Source organism: Bradyrhizobium nanningense, from assembly GCF_004114535.1.
In the GTDB taxonomy this organism is placed as follows: domain Bacteria; phylum Pseudomonadota; class Alphaproteobacteria; order Rhizobiales; family Xanthobacteraceae; genus Bradyrhizobium; species Bradyrhizobium nanningense.
Window position 1 is genome coordinate 45752 of sequence record NZ_LBJC01000033.1, and the last position, 14317, is coordinate 60068.

At 64.2% G+C, this 14317-nt stretch carries 13 protein-coding genes and 1 pseudogene; 5 read left to right on the plus strand and 9 right to left on the minus strand.

The annotated features are described in order from the left end of the window. The first annotated feature begins 278 nt into the window (after positions 1-278). Positions 279-617 carry a phasin family protein gene (locus tag XH84_RS29015; RefSeq protein WP_128920536.1) on the plus strand — a complete coding sequence of 113 codons (339 nt, stop codon included), beginning with the start codon at positions 279-281 and terminating at the stop codon, positions 615-617. 74 nt (positions 618-691) lie between these two features. Here XH84_RS29015 and XH84_RS29020 read toward each other — a convergent pair whose 3' ends face one another. Continuing rightward, positions 692-2044: a vWA domain-containing protein gene (locus XH84_RS29020; protein WP_128920537.1), complete on the minus strand. Its 1353-nt coding sequence runs from the start codon at positions 2042-2044 to the stop codon at positions 692-694. A gap of 482 nt (positions 2045-2526) precedes the next feature. On the opposite strand from XH84_RS29020, the gene clpS reads away from it, so the two are divergent. Together clpS and clpA are read left to right on the plus strand one after the other, a co-directional pair. Continuing rightward, a complete protein-coding gene (gene clpS, locus XH84_RS29025; protein WP_026202494.1) occupies positions 2527-2859 on the plus strand; it encodes an ATP-dependent Clp protease adapter ClpS in 333 nt (110 codons plus the stop codon). A 284-nt stretch (positions 2860-3143) separates the two neighbouring features. Further along, complete coding sequence (clpA, locus tag XH84_RS29030) at positions 3144-5552, plus strand: ATP-dependent Clp protease ATP-binding subunit ClpA (RefSeq protein ID WP_128920539.1); 2409 nt, start codon at positions 3144-3146, stop codon at positions 5550-5552. A 72-nt stretch (positions 5553-5624) separates the two neighbouring features. On the opposite strand, the gene XH84_RS29035 is transcribed toward clpA, so the two are convergent. From XH84_RS29035 to XH84_RS29055, 6 genes are all read right to left on the minus strand, one after another. Continuing rightward, positions 5625-7046 (minus strand): MFS transporter, encoded by a 1422-nt coding sequence (locus tag XH84_RS29035; protein ID WP_128920540.1) that lies wholly within the window; start codon positions 7044-7046, stop codon positions 5625-5627. A gap of 90 nt (positions 7047-7136) precedes the next feature. Then, positions 7137-7475: a c-type cytochrome gene (locus XH84_RS29040; RefSeq protein WP_128920541.1), complete on the minus strand. Its 339-nt coding sequence runs from the start codon at positions 7473-7475 to the stop codon at positions 7137-7139. A 12-nt stretch (positions 7476-7487) separates the two neighbouring features. Continuing rightward, entirely contained in the window at positions 7488-7652 is a 165-nt protein-coding gene (locus tag XH84_RS40085) for a hypothetical protein (protein ID WP_164936395.1), read from the minus strand. 66 nt (positions 7653-7718) lie between these two features. After that, positions 7719-8744: an aldo/keto reductase gene (locus XH84_RS29045; RefSeq protein WP_164936396.1), complete on the minus strand. Its 1026-nt coding sequence runs from the start codon at positions 8742-8744 to the stop codon at positions 7719-7721. Positions 8745-8859: 115 nt separating this feature from the next. Continuing rightward, positions 8860-9096: a hypothetical protein gene (locus XH84_RS29050; protein WP_128920543.1), complete on the minus strand. Its 237-nt coding sequence runs from the start codon at positions 9094-9096 to the stop codon at positions 8860-8862. A 99-nt stretch (positions 9097-9195) separates the two neighbouring features. Further along, on the minus strand, positions 9196-10152 hold the full coding sequence (locus XH84_RS29055) for an AraC-like ligand-binding domain-containing protein (protein WP_128948518.1): 957 nt from the start codon (positions 10150-10152) through the stop codon (positions 9196-9198). Between the two features lie 188 nt (positions 10153-10340). Between XH84_RS29055 and XH84_RS29060 the strand changes: the two genes are divergently transcribed. After that, positions 10341-11357 carry a carbon-nitrogen hydrolase family protein gene (locus XH84_RS29060; RefSeq protein ID WP_128920545.1) on the plus strand — a complete coding sequence of 339 codons (1017 nt, stop codon included), beginning with the start codon at positions 10341-10343 and terminating at the stop codon, positions 11355-11357. A gap of 24 nt (positions 11358-11381) precedes the next feature. Continuing rightward, positions 11382-12422: pseudogene (locus XH84_RS29065) on the plus strand (phenylacetaldoxime dehydratase family protein). 97 nt (positions 12423-12519) lie between these two features. Here XH84_RS29065 and XH84_RS29070 read toward each other — a convergent pair. Further along, positions 12520-13158 carry an HAD family hydrolase gene (locus XH84_RS29070; protein ID WP_128920546.1) on the minus strand — a complete coding sequence of 213 codons (639 nt, stop codon included), beginning with the start codon at positions 13156-13158 and terminating at the stop codon, positions 12520-12522. A 69-nt stretch (positions 13159-13227) separates the two neighbouring features. After that, complete coding sequence (locus XH84_RS29075) at positions 13228-14265, minus strand: TRAP transporter substrate-binding protein (RefSeq protein ID WP_164936397.1); 1038 nt, start codon at positions 14263-14265, stop codon at positions 13228-13230. Between the last annotated feature and the right edge of the window lie 52 nt (positions 14266-14317).

The window sequence follows — 14317 nt, forward strand, 5'->3', positions numbered from 1 at the left end:
GGGAGACGTTGGACCTGAGCCGCTATTCTGGCTAAGGTGATGTTCTCAAACGGCTTTTTGACCGTCTGCGGTAGCTGAACACGTCCGGGAATCAGGGTAGGGGGCCGCGGTTTCCAAAAGCTTAAGGAACCCTTGCGGGAAACCCCGGGAATCTCCGCGATTTGCGTCGAATTTTGTGCGACGCACAAATATTCTTGACTTATTTGTGCGTTGCACTAATAATGGGCAGAGTCAGGGAGCCGGGGCTTCCGACGCGAGCCAGGGAAAAGGATTCCGAAATGTTCAAGGTTGAAGACTTTCAGAACTACGGGAAAGAGCAGTTCGAGCAGTGTGTTGCTTCCGCGACCTCGGTGCAGCATGGCCTCCAGGCGATCGCCAGTGCCTATGGCGACTACACCAAGAAGTCGTTCGAAGACACCAAGTCCTTCGTCGAGAAGCTTTCCGGCGTGAAGTCGCTGGACAAGGCGATGGAAGCGCAGACCGATTTCGCCCGTTCCGCCTACGAGACCTTCGTTGCGGAATCGCAGAAGATCGCCGGCCTCTACAGCGACCTCGCCAAGCAGGCGTTCAAGCCGGTCGAGACCATCGTGTCGAAGTTCACCCCGGCCGCCCAGTAACGTTTTCAGGATATCCTGGAATCGAAAAGCCCGGCTGATCCAGCCGGGCTTTTTGTTTGCTCGCGGTCACTCGGTCAACGCGCCACGCGCAGCTTCGACAGCGAGGTGCCGATGTCCTTGAACACCGAGACGGTCTGGCTGGCCGACGTGACCAGATAGAATTTGTCGGTGCTGCTGGCGCAATATTGCAGCACGCTCGAGGTCGGATCGCTGCCGGTGTTCACCTGCACGGTGTAGATCGTGATGTTGTAGGGCTGGGCCTTGGCATTGTCGCACAGCTTCTTCTGCCGCGCGTCGATCTGCGAGGCGTTGCTGTACCAGCGGTTCTGCGTGTTCAGACCGTCGGAAAGCAGCACGATCGCGTCCTTGTAGGTGTAATTGGTGTCTTTGGCCGGCGCGTTCATGGGATCGCCGGTCGATAGTGTCATCCACCCCCAGGCGAGGCCGATGCCCTGGTTGGTGTTGCCCGTAGGCTTCATGGCGTCGATCCGGCTCTTGAGCGCGGTCCAGTCGTAGCTCAGCGGCATGATCGGTTGCAGGTAGGACCAGCTGCTCGTGCTGCAGTAAGAGTACTGGTCGGCGGGGAAGAGCGTCCCCACATTGCCGCTCGTCGGCGTGGTGTTCTTGGTGTCGTAGTCCTGATCGCGATCGACCACGCACCCGGTCCAGGTGTTGTGGTTGGCCGGCGTCCATTTCCAATTGTTGCAGTTGTTGTAGTTGCCCGACGTGCAGCTCCAGCTGCCGTTGGCGGCATCCCAATCGCTGAAATCGATCCAGCTCTTATTGTAGTTGCTGGCGCCGACATTGACGTCCTTGGCGAACGGAACGATCGAGATGTAGACATCGCCGGTAGTCTTGGCGAGCGCGCTGAGTTGGTCGACCAGATTCTTCGCAGCCGTCTGCATCGCCCCCATCTTGCCGTCCTGGGCCATCGAGCCGGTGTTGTCGAGCACCAGGGCCACGCGCATGCGGACGTTGCCCCAGGCGCTGGTGGACGTGGTGCCGACGTCGAGCGTCGGAAAGCCGGCGATCTTCATGAAGGTGGTCGTGTAGGTGCCAGTTCCGGTGAGCTGGATCGTTGAGCCCATGCTGGTGCTCGCCGAATAGGTCGCCGCGACGCTGACCGAAGGCAGGGCGGACGTATCTGTAAACAGCGCGTTGACATAGGCTTGCGCCTTCGTGCCGAGCTGCGAGGTGGTGATGGTCCCGGACGACAGATCCTTGGAAAGCATCAGAGCGGCGGAGTCGAGGGCCGCCTGCATGGACGTCCGGGCCTGGGCGGCGCGGCTATAGTCCACTGCGGCACCGATGAAGCTCAGCACCGGGACCAGCGCGATCGCGAAGATCACGGCGATATTGCCTTGCTCGGCCGCTGCGAAGCGGGCGAACTGTCGACCAATCAGGCTGGCGAGCGGCGAGCGAAACATGACGGTGCCCCGAAATCGGTGGTTTTGCCCGATTTCGCGCCACGCCATTGAAGACTTGGTGAATCGCACCGTAGAAGACCGGGGTATCTCGGGCGAAACGTCGCAATCGTGTTAAATGGCTGGGTTCCTGGTCAACAGATTCTAAGCGGCAGGGGCATAAGTTTTTGTCAAATCGGTCCGGATTGATTAACCTTGACCCAGATCGCCCGGACCGGGAATCGGGACTGCCGCGGCCATCGGTCGGACCTTGCACGCTTGCGGCGAGCCGGGGGCAGGCCCATATTGCTGGCGAACGATCCGGTTTGAATCGGATCTATCGGGAGCGGCGATCCAATAAGGCGGCGCGCCTGCGCCAGGCTCCGAAGGGCGGGGTCGCGCGGTGGCCGCCATTCGCTTCCGTGGGGAATTTGAACGCCTGAGCCATGCCGCAATTGACTTCCAGACTCGACCTGTCCGCGCCAGCCGCTGCCCACGCTCCTCGCATGAGCAATGACGAGAACCGTTCCGGCAACCCCTCCGGTCCGAACACGTCGGTCATCACCAAGGTCAAGCCCAAGACCAAACGGCCGAACCTCTACCGCGTGCTGATCCTGAACGACGACTACACGCCGATGGAGTTCGTCGTCCACGTGCTGGAGAAGTTCTTCAACAAGGACATCGAGGCCGCGACCAAGATCATGCTGCACGTCCATCATCACGGCATCGGAGAGTGCGGCGTCTTCACCTACGAGATCGCCGAGACCAAGGTGACGCAGGTGATGGATTTCGCCCGTAAGCACCAGCATCCGCTGCAATGCGTGATGGAAAAGAAGTAGACGGTGCGTTTGACGCCGGCCCTTGTGTCGGTCGCAGTGTGAGCGTCGCGTGAGGCCTGTGCGCACGAGGTGCGTCGCAGTCGGCAAAACTACGGAATTCCGCGCCGGCGCCGCTCCCGCCCAATTCGGAATGGGTTTTGCATCGAAAAATACCACAGCTGTGGAGTCGCCGAGTCGCGGGAACCGGTCTTTCGCCGCGGTCTTGTATAACTATATGTGACAAAGGTTGTTGTTGCCTGACCGGGCGATCACGACCATGATGGTGGGGGCCATAGAGGACGCGAATGCCGACTTTTTCCCAAAGCCTTGAACAATCCCTGCATCGTGCGCTGGCGATCGCAAACGAGCGTCATCACCAATACGCGACGCTCGAGCATCTCTTGCTCTCCCTGATCGACGACTCCGATGCAGCCGCCGTCATGCGCGCCTGTAGCGTCGATCTCGACAAGCTCCGTACGAGCCTCGTCAATTATCTTGAGACCGAATTCGAGAACCTGGTGACCGATGGCGCCGACGACGCCAAGCCGACCGCCGGTTTCCAGCGCGTGATCCAGCGCGCGGTCATCCACGTGCAGTCCTCCGGTCGCGAAGAGGTGACCGGCGCCAACGTGCTGATCGCGATCTTCGCCGAGCGCGAGAGCCATGCCGCGTACTTCCTGCAGGAGCAGGACATGACGCGCTATGACGCGGTCAACTACATCAGCCACGGCATTGCCAAGCGGCCGGGTGTCTCCGAGGCGCGCCCCGTTCGCGGCGTCGACGAGGAGACCGAGGCCAAGGGCAACGAGGACGCCAAGAAGAAGGGCGAGGCGCTCGAGACCTATTGCGTCAACCTCAACAAGAAGGCGCGCGACGGCAAGATCGATCCGGTGATCGGACGCAATTCCGAGATCAACCGCGCGATCCAGGTGCTGTGCCGCCGGCAGAAGAACAATCCGTTGTTCGTCGGCGAAGCCGGCGTCGGCAAGACCGCGATCGCCGAAGGCCTCGCCAAGCGTATCGTCGACAGCGAAGTGCCGGAGGTGCTGGCAGCTGCCACGGTGTTCTCGCTGGACATGGGCACGCTGCTCGCGGGCACGCGCTATCGCGGTGATTTCGAAGAGCGCCTGAAGCAGGTGCTGAAGGAGCTCGAGGCGCATCCCAACGCCATCCTGTTCATCGACGAAATCCACACCGTGATCGGTGCGGGTGCGACGTCGGGCGGGGCGATGGACGCCTCGAACCTGCTGAAGCCTGCGCTCGCCTCGGGCACGATCCGCTGCATGGGCTCGACCACCTACAAGGAATATCGCCAGCACTTCGAGAAGGACCGCGCGCTGGTGCGGCGCTTCCAGAAGATCGACATCAACGAGCCGACGGTCGAGGACGCGATCGCGATCCTCAAGGGGCTCAAGCCGTACTTCGAGGACTACCACCGGCTGAAGTACACCAACGAGGCGATCGAGGCTGCGGTTCAGCTCTCCTCGCGCTACATCCACGACCGCAAGCTGCCTGACAAGGCGATCGACGTGATCGACGAGTCCGGTGCCGCGCAAATGCTGGTTGCCGAGAACAAGCGCAAGAAGACGATCGGCATCAAGGAGATCGAGACCACGATCGCCTCGATGGCGCGGATCCCGCCGAAGAGCGTGTCGAAGGACGATGCCGAGGTGCTCAAGCATCTCGAGCAGACCTTGAAGCGCACCGTGTTCGGCCAGGACAAGGCGATCGAGTCGCTCGCCGCCTCGATCAAGCTGGCGCGGGCCGGCCTGCGCGAGCCGGAGAAGCCGATCGGCTGCTACCTGTTCTCGGGTCCGACCGGCGTCGGCAAGACCGAAGTCGCCAAGCAGCTCGCGGCGTCGCTCGGCGTCGAGCTCCTTCGCTTCGACATGTCCGAATACATGGAGCGGCACACCGTGTCGCGCCTGATCGGCGCGCCTCCCGGCTATGTCGGCTTCGACCAGGGCGGCCTCTTGACCGACGGCGTCGACCAGCATCCGCATTGCGTGGTGCTGCTCGACGAAATCGAGAAGGCGCATCCCGACCTCTACAACGTGCTGCTTCAGATCATGGACCACGGCCGGCTCACCGACCACAACGGCAAGCAGGTCAACTTCCGCAACGTAATCCTGATCATGACCACGAACGCGGGCGCTTCCGATCTCGCCAAGCAGGCGTTCGGGTTCACGCGCTCCAAGCGGGAAGGCGACGACCACGAGGCGATCAACCGGCAGTTCGCGCCGGAATTCCGCAACCGCCTCGATGCCATCGTCTCGTTCAGCCATCTCAGCGTCGAGGTGATCGGCACCGTGGTCGAGAAGTTCGTGCTTCAGCTCGAAGCGCAGCTCGGCGACCGTGACGTCACCATCGAGCTGTCCGAGCCCGCGAAGGCCTGGCTGGTCCAGCATGGTTACGACGAGCAGATGGGCGCGCGTCCCATGGCCCGCGTGATCCAGGAGCACATCAAGAAGCCGCTGGCCGACGAGGTGCTGTTTGGTAAGCTCAAGGGCGGCGGCCACGTCCGCGTCGTTCTCGTCAAGGACGAGGCCGACGAGACCAAGGAGAAGATCGGCTTCGAATTCGTCGAGGGCCCGGTCACGCCGAAGCAGGAGAAGCTGCCCGGCGCCCGCAAGCGTCCGCCGGGCAAGTCCAAGCCGGGCGGTCCCGGCGGCTCCAAGGGGCCGACCTCGAAGGGCCCGCTGGTCAAGGCTTGATCTCGAGCGATATGGGTTGAAAAGGTCGGCTGTAAAGCCGGCCTTTTTTGTCGGCTCGACGTCCGATGACCGTCAATCGCCGCGCAAGCGCTGATCGTCCTGCACACGGACATGTTCGGCGCCGCGCGCGCCGGCCGGGGACAGTCGCAGCATGCTCAGGACCGCGCCGCAGAGCGCAAATCCGACGCCCGCGAGGAGGGCCAGCCTGGTCCCCTCGACCGGATAGCGGCCGAGCAGCAGCGCCACCAGCGCAGCGCCGGTGGTCTGGCCGAGCAGGCGCGCCGTGCCCAGCATGCCGCTGGCCCCGCCCGCGCGCTCGCGCGGGGCGGCCGCGATCATGGTGCGGTTGTTGGGAGTCTGGAACAGGCCGAAGCCGGCGCCCGCCAGCGCCATGCGCCAGATCACGTCGAACGGCGTCGGGTCCGCGGGCAGGAGGGCGAGCGCGGCAAGGCCGCAGGCGAACAGCGTGAGCCCGATGCCGCCGAGCAGGCCAGCCGGATAACGCTCGACCAGGCGGCCGGCGAGGGGCGCCGCGAACGCCACCGCGATCGGCCATGGCGTGATCAAAAGGCCCATATGCACCGCCGAATAGCCGAAGCGGCTCTGGAGGTAGAAGGGGATCGCGACGAAGGCGAGCATCTGTCCGCAGAACGAGGCGATCGAGGTTGCAATCGACAGGGCGAACACCGGGATGCGCAGCAGATCGACCGGCAGGAGCGGCGAGGTCATGTGGGTCTCGCGCCAGATCAGCAGCGCACCGGCGACGATGGCGATGGCGAACTGGATCAGGCAGGTGATCGCTGCCTCGCCATGACCGACGCTGTCGACCGCGGCGATGCCGACACCGAACGTGATCGCGGAAAGCCCCGCGCTCTGCCAGTCGAACGAATGGCTGGCAGGCTTGGTGTGCGGCAGGCTGCGCAAGCCGACCAGCAGCGTCACCGCGCCGAGCGGCACGTTGATGGCAAACAACCAGGGCCAGCTTCCCACCGCGAGGATGCCCGCGGCGAGCGTCGGGCCGATTGCGGCGGAGAAAGCGACTACGAGCGCGTTAAGTCCGATGCCGCGGCCGAGCAGATTGCGCGGATAGGTGAAGCGCACCAGCGCCGAATTGACGCTCATGATGCCGGCGGCGCCAAAGCCCTGGATGATGCGCGCGACCGTCAGCAGCGGCAACGTATGCGCCAGCGCGCAGAAGGCGGACGCCAGCGTGAACAGCACCAGCCCGACCAGATAGACGCGGCGATAGCCGACGATCTCGCCGAGCGAGGCCAGCGGCAGCAGCGCGATCGTGATCGCGAGCTGGTAGCCGTTGACGATCCAGATCGAGAAGGCCGGACTCGCGTCCAAGTCGGCCGCGATCGTCGGCAGCGCGACATTGGCGATGGCGCTGTCGACCACCGCCATGATGATGCCGAGCGCAATCGTCAGCACCGCCTGCTTGCGCTGCGGCTGCGGCAGGCCGTCGGCATGCTCGATCGTGGTTGACGACATCGTGAAGCGTGTTCGGTTGAGATGCGGTGCTGCTCCGCAACTTGGTCCGACCCGGGATGGTTCCAGCCAAAGCCGTAGCCGTCTCAGCTCCTATTTCGGCTTCCGCGGCTCCTGAATCGCCCTGAGGTAGCTTACCACGGCCTCGGCGTCGTCGCGGCCGAATCGAGCCGTCGGCATGGAGCGGTGAATGCTGCTGTAGCCGTCCTGGAGGCGCTGCATGAAGTCGGGGTCGTAGAGTTTGTTCTCGCCGAGGTTCCGGAAAGGCGGTGCCAACTCATTCCGGCTCGTGCCAGCCCTGCCAACTGCGTGGCAACGCGCGCACATCCGTTGCAGCATTGCTTCGGCGCGCCGCTGTTCGAGGTCCAGGGCTTGACTCGCGGTGCTCCACAGAATGCCGACGGCCAGCAACGCCGGTACGACCCTATTCATCAGGCACTCCCGTCATTCCCAGCGCGAGGTTGCCTTGGCCCAGACGTAGAGTGTGATCAAGGCGATCGTCACCCCTGTGGAGATGACCAGGATGTAGCGATCCCAATCGATCCGCGTCCGCTCGGCGCGGCCCAGACTGAGGGCTGTGAACAGGACCTTCATGGCAAATCGGCGCATCGGAGCCTCGCGACGGCCGCAGAATGTCATGGCCGACGCAAGCGCGCTTGATGCAGCTCAAGGGTCCTAGACCGCCGGCGGATTGCGGTCGGTGAACGTCGTCCTCTGGTGCCAGTAGGGATAGGGTAGCGTGACCTTGCTCGCCGCATCGAGCTTGGCAACCTGCTCCTTGGTCAGCGACCAGCCGATCGCGCCGAGATTTTCGCGCAGCTGCGTCTCGTTGCGCGCGCCGATGATCAGCGTCGACACTGTGGGGCGCTGCAGCAGCCAGTTCAGCGCGATCTGCGACACGCTCTTGCCCGTTTCCTTCGCGACCTCGTCGATCGCATCGACCACGCGATAGACGTGCTCGTCCGGCACGGGCGGGCCGAACTCGGCCGTCTTCGGCAGGCGGCTCACCTCGGGCTTCGGCTGACCCCGGCGGATCTTGCCGGTGAGGCGCCCCCATCCGAGCGGCGACCAGACCACCGCGCCCAACCCCTGGTCGAGGCCGAGCGGCATCAACTCCCATTCGTAGTCGCGCCCGATCAGTGAATAATAGGTCTGGTTGGCGACGTAGCGCGGAAAGCCGTGCTTGTCGGCAAGTGCGAGCGATTTCATCAGGTGCCAGCCCGAGAAATTCGAAACGCCGACGTAGCGGATCTTGCCAGCGCGCACGAGCACATCAAGCGTTGAGAGCACCTCTTCGGGCGGCGTGAAGGCGTCGAAGCCATGAAGCTGGAACAGATCGATGTAGTCGGTGCCGAGCCGGCGCAGCGAACCATCGATGGCGGCGAGCAGATGCTGCCGCGACGAGCCGATGTCGTTGGGGCCGTCGCCGAAGCGGAAAGTGGCCTTGGTCGAGATCAGCACCTTGTCGCGGCGGCCCTTGACGGCTTCGCCGAGCACGCGCTCGGATTCGCCGAGCGAATAGACATTCGCGGTGTCGAACATCGACACGCCGGCCTCGAGGCAGATATCCAGCAGGCGCCGCGCTTCGGTCGCGTCCGTCGTCCCCCACGCAGCGAGGCGGCCGACGCCGCCGAAAGTGCCGGTGCCAAGGCTCAGGGCGGGCACCATGAGGCCTGACCGGCCCAAGCGTCGGTATTCCATCGATATGCTCCTCGGCTGCCTGCTGATTGATCGTTGCGGCCTTGGCGCCGAAGTTAGCGCAAGCAAGCGGCTTGTCCTATCACAGGCTCACATGGCGGCCTTGCTCGGGAACGCCCTAATCGTGACGAAGCATATCGTCGAAGGCGGCATCAACGAGGCGCGGGCCGATGGTCTGCGCCGGAAGTTTCGCATCGTCCCTTACCACGGATGAGGGAACGCAGCCGAGCTCACGATTGCGCGCCTGCGGCTGCAGGAGAGTCAAACCCCACCCCACCACGACCAGCACCGCAAGCCGGATCGCGATGACGCTCAGCAACACCTCCGTTCCGCTCATGGTAGCGTCAGTCCTCATGCGCGCCAGCCTGATGCAGCCGGCAGGGTCTGACAATCTGGAATTCACGAGCACTGCCTTCGCTCCGAGCGAAGGCTCCAGCCAATGGCTGTCCGGATCTCAATGCCGCAACTGGCTTTGCCTGAAGTCGCGCGGTGACATGCCAAAATGCTCGCGGAAGACGCGGCCGAAATGCGAGAGGTCGTTGAAGCCCCAGGCGAAGGCGATCTCGCTGATGTGGCGATGGACGAGCAGGGGCGAGACGAGATCGCGCCGGCAGTGGGCGAGGCGTTCGGCGAGGACGAACCGTTGGAACGAGGTCTCTTCGTCGGCGAGCAGGTCGTTCACGTAGCGCGGCGAGATGCCGAGCGCGGCCGCGGTCTCAGCGAGCGAAAGGTCGGGATCGGCGAGATGGGCGCGGATGTGCGCCTTGAGCCGGTAGAGCAGCGCCGAGCGGTGGGTCGAGGACGGCAGCGACGTCTTGCCGAGGCGCTCGCTCAGCGCCATCGCGAGCAGATCGACGGCTTGTTCCGACAACGCCGCGGCGTTGTCGGATGCGAGCCGGTCAGCGCTCTGGCAAAGCCGGAAGATGAAATCGTAGGCGAGCCGCTCGAGCGGGGCCTCGGTACCGAACGACAGCGCGGTCAGCGTCTCGGTGCCGCCGAGCCGGCGCTGCAGCATCTGGCGCGGCACCTTGAAGATGGTCTGGGTGAAAGCGTCGTTGAACTTCAGCTCATAAGGGCGCGTGGTGTCGTAGAGTGCAAACTCGCCGGGATGAATCACGGTTTCACGACCGTCCTGCACCACGCCGCCGTCGCCGCGGTGGCCGAGCGCGATCAGGACGAAATCCTGATCCGAGCGCGCAATGCGGGAGGGCGTGCGAAACACATGCTGGCGATCGGAGCAGACCTCCGAGCACACCGCCTTGCCGAGCGAAGCCTGCGTCACCGAACCGCGAAAGGCGCTGCCGAGATCGGACTTGCAGTCAAGCCCGACAAAGACGTCGCAGACGATGTCCTGCCAGAGCGCGAGCCGCCGATAGCCCGGGCTGCCGTCCGTCGTGAACTGGATTGGCATCTGGACAGCCTCCCTTTCGCATCCAGCAAAATCGCGGGGCTCTAGCCTGCCCGGAGGCAAATCCCGTACCGGCAGGAATTCCGTCCGGTCGAGTTTTTGTTCCGCCGCGGTCGAGCGTCCGATGGTCCGCTTTGGCCCAATAGACTGCATCGGAGATGGCTTCCGATCAACCGGCAAGGGAGGCGGCAATGGGCATCGAACATCCGAAATACAAGGTGGCGGTGGTGCAGGCGGCACCGGCCTGGCTCGACCTCGACGGCTCGATCGACAAGTCGGTCGCGCTGATCAGGGAAGCCGCCGAGAAGGGGGCCAAGCTGATCGCCTTCCCGGAGGCCTTCATCCCAGGCTATCCCTGGCACATCTGGATGGATTCACCGGCCTGGGCGATCGGGCGCGGCTTCGTGCAGCGCTATTTCGACAATTCGCTGTCCTATGACAGCCCGCAGGCCGAGCGGCTGCGCGCCGAAGTGCGGAAAGCGCAACTCACCGCCGTGATTGGCCTGTCCGAGCGCGACGGCGGCAGCCTCTATCTGGCGCAATGGCTGATCGGGCCCGACGGCGAGACCATCGCCAAACGCCGCAAGCTGCGGCCGACCCATGCCGAGCGCACCGTCTATGGCGAGGGCGACGGCAGCGATCTTGCCGTCCATGCGCGGCCCGACATCGGCCGTGTCGGCGCACTGTGCTGCTGGGAGCATCTGCAGCCGCTGTCCAAATACGCGATGTATGCCCAGAACGAGCAGGTGCATGTCGCGGCCTGGCCCAGCTTCTCGCTTTACGATCCCTTTGCGCCGGCATTGGGCGCCGAGGTCAACAATGCCGCCTCGCGCGTCTATGCGGTCGAAGGGTCCTGTTTCGTGCTCGCGCCTTGCGCGACGGTGTCGCAAGGAATGATCGACGAGCTCTGCGACCGGCCCGACAAGCACGCGCTGCTGCATGCCGGCGGCGGCTTTGCCGCGATCTATGGCCCCGACGGCAGCCAGATCGGCGACAAGCTGGCGCCGGACCAGGAGGGATTGCTGATCGCCGAGATCGATCTCGGCGCAATCGGCGTCGCTAAGAACGCGGCAGATCCGGCCGGCCATTATTCGCGCCCCGACGTGACGCGGCTGCTTCTGAACAAGAAACGGTACCAGCGCGTCGAGCAGTTCGCGTTGCCGGCGGATACCGTCGAGCCCACGGACATTGCCGCGGCGGCAAGCTGATCATTGCGATCGAGGGGTATGATCATGGAATCCGCAATTCCTCCGCATCTCAAGACCCAGCGCACGCGCCACAAGCGGGTGCCGGATGATTACCAGCCGCCATATCCGTCCTTCGTGGCGCGCTACAAGCCTGCCGTGAGCCGTGTCGTGATGGCTTATTTTGGCGTGCAGTATCGCGGCGCGGCACCGGCCGCCGCGACGGCGGCGCTTGCCGAGATCGCGGCGCGGTTCGCTGCGGCTGACGGGCCTTCGCATTGGGACCGCGCCCACTATGTCGATCAGGCCGGCCATGAGAACGTCGTCTCGGTGGCCTATTGGGACGATGTTGCGCGCTTCGACGGTTGGTTCGAACCGGCGCGCGAGGCCTGGACCGGACAGCGGCGCGAGGGTATCGGCACCTTCATCGAGGTGCTGCGTCCCAGTGTGGCACGGCACGAGACGCTGTTCTCCTCGCCCGACCGCACCGAGGGCGCCGCCGCCATCGCCGGCGGCATGAGCGGCGAGGTCTAGGAGCACGCCTATTGGGGCGGCATGCGCGACCGTATCCCGCTCTCGCAAACCGACGCGATGGCGCCGGACGGTGCGCCGGAACTGGTCCGCGACGGCGCGCGGCTGCGGGTCGTGGCGCACGACAATCTCTGCCTGATCCGATCCGGACAGGATTGGAGCGATACCGAGGCATCGGAGCGAAAGCTCTATCTCGACGAGGTCGAGCCGGTGCTGCGCGAGGGCATGGATTTCCTGCGCGACGATGGACTTGCGATCGGCTGCTATGCCAACCGCTACATGCGCGTGCTCTCGGCCAACGGCAGCGTGAGTGAGAAGTCCTATGGGCAGAGCTGGTGGAAGAGTCTGGCGGCGCTCGAACGCTGGGCGGAGTCGCATCCGACCCATGTCAGGATTTTTGGCGCGGCGATGAAGTATCTGTCCACACTCGGTCCATCAGCCAAGCTGCGGCTTTATCACGAGGTCACGGTGGCAGCCGCAGACGAGCAGTTCCTCGAGTACCGCAACTGTCACCCGAAGACCGGTATGCTGGCGGCAGTCGAGACCGTCAGCGCCTAAAGCATGATCCGGAAAAGTGCGAAGCGGTTTTCCGGAAGGATCATGCGCAAACAACGACCTAAAGCGCGATGACGATTCTTCCAAATCTCATCGCGCTTTAGGCCACGCAATGGCCGAGCAGCTCGGGATGCGCGGCGCAGATGTGATGGGCGCCGGCGTCCTTCAGCTCGGCCTCGCTGCCATAGCCATAGAGCACGCCGATCGCGGTCATGCCGTTGGTGCGGGCGCCAATGACATCGTGACTACGGTCGCCGATCATGATCGCGCTGCCCGCATCGACCTTGGCCTGGTCGAGCGCGTAGCGCAGCAGGTCGCGCTTGTCGACGCGCGTGCCGTCGAGCTCGGAGCCGAACACATGCTCGAAGTAGGGTTTCAGGCCGAAATGATCGACGATGCGCCTGGCATAGACCGCAGGTTTGCTGGTCGCGACGAACATGCGCGGCGTTGTCGCGGCGAGCGTCGTCAGCGTGTCCACGATGCCGGCATAGGCCTCGTTCTCGAACAGGCCGATATCGCTGAAGCGCTCGCGATAGAGCAGCAATGCGCGGTCGGCGAGTTCGTCGGTTCCGGTGAGCTTTTTCAGGCTGGCATGCAGCGGCGGCCCGATGCACCAGGTCAATTCGTCCTCGCTCGGCACCGCGACGTCCAGCCGCTCCAGCGCGTACTGGATCGAGCGCGTGATCCCAGGCTTCGGGTTCGTGAGTGTGCCGTCGAGATCGAAGAAGATTGTCGCCATGCCGCCGCAGTCCGGTTGATACCGCCCCGTTGCTAGTGGGATCGGCTTTCAAGTCAAGAGCCAGATGCGTCATTGCTGCCGGGCCCATTCGACGATCGCGGCGGCGTCCGCGCCGGCCTGCGTTTCCCAGGTGGCGACCGTCGTCGTTGCTGCCCTCCGGAGCGCGGCGAGGAGGGATTGCGGCGCCGCCTCGGCGATGCGCACGCCGTTGTCACGCATGCGCGCATAATTTTCGGCAGTGCGATGGGCCAAGAGGGCGAACTGGCTTTGCTCGGTCTCGGCGGCCGCCGCCAGCACCTCGCGCTGCACCGGCTCGGACAGTTCGGCAAAGGCGTCGCTGCGGACGAACGCGATCGAGACCGGCATCGCGTAGTTGATGGCGGTGAAGTGCGGCAGGAAATCCCAGAGCTTGCGTCCCGCGCCGCCGTCGCCTGAGGTGAGGAATGCATTCAGGCGATGCTCCTTGAGTCCAGCGAGCGCCGCGTCCATCGGTAGGAATTGTGCGTCGGCGCCGGCCGCGCGCATGACCGCGCTGGAATTGGCGTCATAGGTCCGCAAATTCAGCTTGGGCAGGTCGTCGGCACCTTGGAGCGCATATTCAGACCACAATCCCGTGGCGGGCCAGATCGTCAGATAGAGTAGCTTCAGGCCGCGCGCCGCTAGCGCCTTCTCGTAAAGCGGACGCGCCCGCAGATTTGTGGCGCGGGCGAGCTCGACCGATTGCACGAGGAAGGGCAGGGTGGACAACCCGAGCACGGGGTCGACTCCGGAGAGCGCGCCTGCGAAAGCATCGCCGCCGGCGATCCGGCCATCGAGAGCGGCGCGCGGCATCTCGCCCGAACTGATCTTGAGCCGGTTGTCGAAGGCGTTGGCCACGGTCACGAAGCCGTGGGTGCGTTCGGAAACGCGGCTGGCAAAGGTCGTGAGCCCGATCCCGGAGATGTTATTCTCGGGGTATTCCGTGGTCATTTGCCAGGTGACTTTGGCGGCCACCTCAGCGATGGCCGGCGCGACGCTCAAGGTGAGCGCGATCCAGGCGGCGAAGGCGAGAATGGTGCGGATCCGTTTGGCGGGGTAACGCATTGGGAGAAGCAGGTCAGGCAGCATCAATTGGTAACTCGTCGAAACATGGCACGATGCCACAGCATGGCAGATCATC

Bases quoted from the DNA above. Each gene is read 5' to 3' on its own strand.
- XH84_RS29070 (WP_128920546.1), bottom strand. From the start codon at position 13,158: ATGGCGACAATCTTCTTCGATCTCGACGGCACACTCACGAACCCGAAG.
- XH84_RS29020 (WP_128920537.1), bottom strand. From the start codon at position 2,044: ATGTTTCGCTCGCCGCTCGCCAGCCTGATTGGTCGACAGTTCGCCCGC.
- XH84_RS29055 (WP_128948518.1), bottom strand. From the start codon at position 10,152: ATGCCAATCCAGTTCACGACGGACGGCAGCCCGGGCTATCGGCGGCTC.
- clpA (WP_128920539.1), top strand. From the start codon at position 3,144: ATGCCGACTTTTTCCCAAAGCCTTGAACAATCCCTGCATCGTGCGCTG.
- XH84_RS29050 (WP_128920543.1), bottom strand. From the start codon at position 9,096: ATGAGGACTGACGCTACCATGAGCGGAACGGAGGTGTTGCTGAGCGTC.
- XH84_RS29075 (WP_164936397.1), bottom strand. From the start codon at position 14,265: ATGCTGCCTGACCTGCTTCTCCCAATGCGTTACCCCGCCAAACGGATC.
- XH84_RS29035 (WP_128920540.1), bottom strand. From the start codon at position 7,046: ATGTCGTCAACCACGATCGAGCATGCCGACGGCCTGCCGCAGCCGCAG.
- XH84_RS29040 (WP_128920541.1), bottom strand. From the start codon at position 7,475: ATGAATAGGGTCGTACCGGCGTTGCTGGCCGTCGGCATTCTGTGGAGC.
- XH84_RS40085 (WP_164936395.1), bottom strand. From the start codon at position 7,652: ATGCGCCGATTTGCCATGAAGGTCCTGTTCACAGCCCTCAGTCTGGGC.
- XH84_RS29015 (WP_128920536.1), top strand. From the start codon at position 279: ATGTTCAAGGTTGAAGACTTTCAGAACTACGGGAAAGAGCAGTTCGAG.
- clpS (WP_026202494.1), top strand. From the start codon at position 2,527: ATGAGCAATGACGAGAACCGTTCCGGCAACCCCTCCGGTCCGAACACG.
- XH84_RS29045 (WP_164936396.1), bottom strand. From the start codon at position 8,744: ATGGAATACCGACGCTTGGGCCGGTCAGGCCTCATGGTGCCCGCCCTG.
- XH84_RS29060 (WP_128920545.1), top strand. From the start codon at position 10,341: ATGGGCATCGAACATCCGAAATACAAGGTGGCGGTGGTGCAGGCGGCA.